Here is a 4,257-nt window from a genome sequence, read left to right as displayed (position 1 = left end):
CGGCTTGATCAACCTGTTCGAGGTCTTCGATGACCAGGCTCAGGCCGTCGAGTCGTTCGGCTAGGCGCCCGGCCAGCCCCAGGACCCGCAAGCGCTCTCTCAGAAAAACTCCTGCAGACCGCCCACGGACCGCCCGCGCCTGGAATTCGTGGATTTGGAGGTCGGCCGCGGCCTGGGTGTGCCCCTCACCGACGCTCAGCGCGAAACCGCGCAGGCTGCTTATTTCTCCACCCCGGTTGGACGCTTGCATCTGTTTCCCGGCGCCCTCGAGCTGCTGCGCTACCTCAAGCGGCGCGGCGTGCTCAACTTCATCGTCAGCTTTGGCGACCCCCAGACCCAACGCGCCAAGCTGGCCGCCTTGGGCCTGGATCGCGAGCCCGCTGTCGAAAATGTTTTCTACGCTGATTGCGCCCAGGTCCTCACCAAAGAGGACGTGTTCCGCTCCATCCTGCGCGCCGTGGAGTCTGACCCAGCCCAGGTGCTGGTGGTGGGCGACCGCCCAGCCAGCGAGATCCGGGCAGGGAAGGGGCTGGGGATGCCCAGCGTGCGCCTGCGCCACGGGGAGTTCTCCGGGCAGGAGCCGGAGAGCGAAGCCGAGCGCGCCGACTTCGAGATCCGGAAAATCGCCGCCCTGCGGAAGTTGCCCTTTCACTTCGGCTCTCCGCGCTAGCCTGCGCCGCTACGGTATACTCGGGCTTTCCCATGCCGGAAATCGCCCCCAAAACGTTTTATCTCGAGACCTTCGGCTGCCAGATGAACGTGCACGACTCCGAGAAGGTCATCGGCACGCTGGTGGCCCAAGGCTACCGTCGGGTGCTCACGGAAGAGGAAGCCGGCCTGGTGCTCTACAACACCTGCTCCATCCGCGACAAAGCCGAGCAGAAGGTCTTCCACCGCCTGGCTGACTTCCGCAAGCTCGCGGCGCAGGGCAAGAAGTTCGGCGTCTTGGGCTGCGTGGCCCAGCAGGAGGGCGAAAAGATATTCGAACGCGCCCCGCACGTTTCTCTGGTGGCGGGCTCCGCCTCCTACCGCAACCTGCCGCAGATGCTGGTACAGCTCGAGGCAGGGAACGACCGCGTGACCGGACTCGACGACCGCCAGACGGATGAGACCTTCGAGACCGAGTTCACCCAGCGCACCAATCCCTACCGCGCTTACATCACCATCATCGAAGGCTGCGACAAGTTCTGCGCTTACTGCGTCGTCCCTTACACCCGCGGCAAGGAGCGCAGCCGGAAGTCCGACTCGGTCCTGGCAGAAGCGCGCCGCATCGCCGAGGGCGGCTACACCGAGATCCAACTGCTGGGCCAGAACGTCAGCTCCTACCGCGACCCGGCAGGGAAGCAGTCGTTCGCGGAGCTGCTGGCTGCGGTGGGCGAGGTTCCGGGCATCCGCCGCGTCCGCTTCACCACCTCGCACCCCCGCGACTTCACCCCAGACATCGTCGCCGTCCTGGACGCCGTGCCCACCCTCTGCGACCACGTCCACCTGCCAGTGCAGAGCGGCTCTTCGCGGATCCTCAAGGCCATGCTGCGCGAGTACACACGGGAGCAGTACCTGGAGCGCATCAGCTGGTTGAAGGCCTCCCGCCGCCAGCCCAGCCTCACCACCGACGTCATCGTTGGATTTCCGGGAGAGACCGAGGCCGACTTTGAAGAGACCCTGAGCCTGCTGGACCAGGTGGGCTACGACGGCGTCTTCACCTTCAAGTACTCGCCCCGGCCCAACACCCCGGCGCTGGCTATGCCGGACAGCATCCCGGAGCAGGAGAAGGCCCGCCGCCTGGCCGTCCTCATGGAGCACCAGCGGGGCATCCAGGTGAAGAACTACCGGCGGCACGTCGGCCAGACCCTTCAAGTAATGGTTGAGGGTAGGAGGGAGGCCCGTGGGCAGTGGATCGGCCGCTCTTCGCAGAACAAGACGGTGAACTTCACCGGGGGGGAGGGCACGGACTTGAAGCCCGGGGAGTACCGGAACGTGTACGTCACCCAGAGCTTTCCCAACAGCCTGGCAGGGGAAATGGTAGTCTAGCCGGACGAGGAGGGCACGATGGAAGTCGAAATGAAAATCCGCGGGCTGATGATGGACCCGGTCACCAACATGCCCATCGTGATCCTCAAAGACGTTTCCGGTGACGCCGTGCTGCCCATCTGGGTCGGCATCTACGAGGCCAACGCCATCGCGCTCGAGATCGAGAAGGTCACCACCCCCCGGCCCATGACCCACGACCTCATCAAGAACCTGCTGGTGGGGCTGGATACTCAGGTGCACAAAGTCGTGGTGAGCGACTTGCGCGAGGACACCTTCTTCGCCGTCATCTGGCTGGAGCGCGAAGGCCGCGTCATCAGCGTGGACTCCCGCCCCTCGGACGCCCTCGCCCTGGCCCTGCGCCTCGATTGCCCCATCTTCGTCGAGGATACGGTGCTCAAGTCCTCCAAGCTTGCCAGCTCCGTGACTGACAAGGTGTCGAGCGAAGAGCTGCGCAAGTGGCTGGAGAACCTGAACGACGAGGACCTGGGCCGATACAAGATGTGACCGCGCTTTGCGGGCGTGAGGCCGCCGTGGCAGCCGGGAGCCCGCAGCGGTCATCCTGAGCAGGGCCGCTGCGGCGGCCGAGTCGAAGGATCTCTCCGACAAGAACTGACCTCCCATGCCACATCCAGAGGAACAACTTGTCCGCCTAGCCCAGGCCGGCTTCGAGTTCCAGACCTTCGAGCGCTTTCCTAGGTCGCTGGGCATTCTGAAGGGCGACTGCATCGCCCTGGTCGAGCCCACCCCGGAGGGGCTGAAGATGATTGGCACCCCCGGCTGGCGGATGGGGGAGGTCATGGGAGTCCTGGTCACGAAGGGCGCCCGGCAGGTATTCCAGGCCAAGGGCGAGACCCTGGAGGCTACTCCGGAGAGGGTAGAGGAGCTGGGGCGCTTCCGGGCAGAACTGGCCTCATTTCTATAGCTCTATAGCTCAGCGCGCAGGGCGATGCCGCGACCACAGGCAGATTATATAGTTAACATAATATCTGTTATCGGACGTTGGGTCACGGCTTCACCGCCCTTTCGCGCGCCATCTTACCCCGGCGCCCGGGCTTGTCAAGGGCTTTCTTGGTTCGCGGCTTGTCCCACCATGCCGACTTGCACTTCGGGCAAATCTCGGGGCGCTCCTCTTTGCGGGGATGCCACGAGTGGCCGCAGCGCAAGCAGTTATGGGTCGGGAGTCGGTTGCCGTTCATCACGAGATACACGGTACACCTACGGGTAAACCCGTGTCAAGCACTATATTTACCGTGTTTTCGTGAACTTACGGGCTGTGCAAAAGGCGGGATAGTTCGGAGAGCCAGTCCAGTTCTCCGACGAGCAGGCCGTCCAGCTGCTCGGGGTGGAGCGGCCGCAGGGCGCGGACGCGGGCGAGCTCATCGGTGCAGCGGGAAATTGCGGCCAGTCTTACGGATTGAGCGTCCGGCGCCATTCGAGGAACATCCATCCACAGGCCTTCACCAGCAAGACGCGGCGCGGAGTTTTCAGGTGCTCGGTGAGTTTATAGATCGCCTCAGCCACCGAGTGGTGGCGAGAGATCCCAAGGCTTTCACAGAACGCCAGCAGGTGGTTGCCCCGCTCCGCCCCGTCCGTGGTGTAGCCCTTGCTCTTGGCGAAGCCGTTCAGCGATTCCTCTACCTCCTGGGCGAAGGCGCGGAAGCTGGTGTCGCGTTGCGGTGCGATGTCCTCGGCGCACGGCACGCCGGAATGAGTGCCTTGCTCTTGCATGATTCCTCCGGGTCGTCGTCCTCGGTCAGCTCAAAAAGCCAAGTGCCTTGCCGATTGGAAGTGCTGCAGGTCATGGCCTAACCTCCCGCGCCCACAGAAGAATTGTGCCCGCCATGAAGCAGAGGGACCCTAGCAGGAACAGGACGTATGGCAGGTGCCTCACTTCACCGCCCTCTTCCACGCCGCCAGGGTCTTGAAGGGGGAAAATTCGTGCGCCTTATGGTCAAGCAGGACGCAGGGATAGTGCGGCTGGGTGAAGATGCTGAAGTAGCGGTTGGCGTACATGGAGTCTACGTTCAGCGACCCCGCCACCAAGCTCAGGCGCTCCTTCGGGCCGTCGTAGTAGTGCAGGAAGGCGGGCGTGTGGACATCCCCCATAACCGCGATCTCCCGGTCCACGCCCTGAAACCTCATGTACCTCTGCCCCGCGTGGCAGGGGTTCATGTAGCTATAGCCGCGGAACTTGTGCGATGCGGCCAGGAGGTAGGTCTGCGTCCC

Annotated in this window: 6 protein-coding genes; 4 read left to right on the top strand and 2 right to left on the bottom strand. The window is 63.8% G+C overall.

What is annotated here, in order from left to right; translation table 11 throughout:
- Positions 1–148 precede the first annotated feature (148 nt).
- The 4 genes from VGQ94_05065 to VGQ94_05050 all read left to right on the top strand — a co-directional run bounded on the left by VGQ94_05065 (position 149) and on the right by VGQ94_05050 (position 2,953).
- Entirely contained in the window at positions 149–670 is a 522-nt protein-coding gene (locus VGQ94_05065) for an HAD family hydrolase (protein ID HEV2021878.1), read from the top strand.
- Positions 671–702: 32 nt separating this feature from the next.
- Complete coding sequence (gene miaB, locus VGQ94_05060; protein ID HEV2021877.1) at positions 703–2,031, top strand: tRNA (N6-isopentenyl adenosine(37)-C2)-methylthiotransferase MiaB; 1,329 nt, start codon at positions 703–705, stop codon at positions 2,029–2,031.
- 18 nt (positions 2,032–2,049) lie between these two features.
- Positions 2,050–2,535, top strand: coding sequence for a bifunctional nuclease family protein (locus VGQ94_05055; GenBank protein ID HEV2021876.1), 486 nt, complete (start codon positions 2,050–2,052; stop codon positions 2,533–2,535).
- A 115-nt stretch (positions 2,536–2,650) separates the two neighbouring features.
- Positions 2,651–2,953: a hypothetical protein gene (locus VGQ94_05050; protein HEV2021875.1), complete on the top strand. Its 303-nt coding sequence runs from the start codon at positions 2,651–2,653 to the stop codon at positions 2,951–2,953.
- Positions 2,954–3,438: 485 nt separating this feature from the next.
- Here the strand turns inward: VGQ94_05050 and VGQ94_05045 are convergent, their stop codons facing one another.
- Together VGQ94_05045 and VGQ94_05040 are read right to left on the bottom strand one after the other, a co-directional pair.
- Entirely contained in the window at positions 3,439–3,759 is a 321-nt protein-coding gene (locus VGQ94_05045; protein ID HEV2021874.1) for a hypothetical protein, read from the bottom strand.
- 159 nt (positions 3,760–3,918) lie between these two features.
- The coding region (locus VGQ94_05040; protein ID HEV2021873.1) for a hypothetical protein at positions 3,919–4,257 on the bottom strand (339 nt) is incomplete at its 5' end.

The organism is Terriglobales bacterium (assembly GCA_035937135.1).
In the GTDB taxonomy this organism is placed as follows: domain Bacteria; phylum Acidobacteriota; class Terriglobia; order Terriglobales; family Acidobacteriaceae; genus DASYVL01.
This window is presented reverse-complemented; position numbering and strand designations above follow the sequence as displayed.

Coding starts and splice junctions, on each gene's coding strand:
- VGQ94_05050 (HEV2021875.1), top strand. CDS start 2,651: ATGCCACATCCAGAGGAACAACTTGTCCGCCTAGCCCAGGCCGGCTTC.
- miaB (HEV2021877.1), top strand. CDS start 703: ATGCCGGAAATCGCCCCCAAAACGTTTTATCTCGAGACCTTCGGCTGC.
- VGQ94_05055 (HEV2021876.1), top strand. CDS start 2,050: ATGGAAGTCGAAATGAAAATCCGCGGGCTGATGATGGACCCGGTCACC.
- VGQ94_05045 (HEV2021874.1), bottom strand. CDS start 3,759: ATGCAAGAGCAAGGCACTCATTCCGGCGTGCCGTGCGCCGAGGACATC.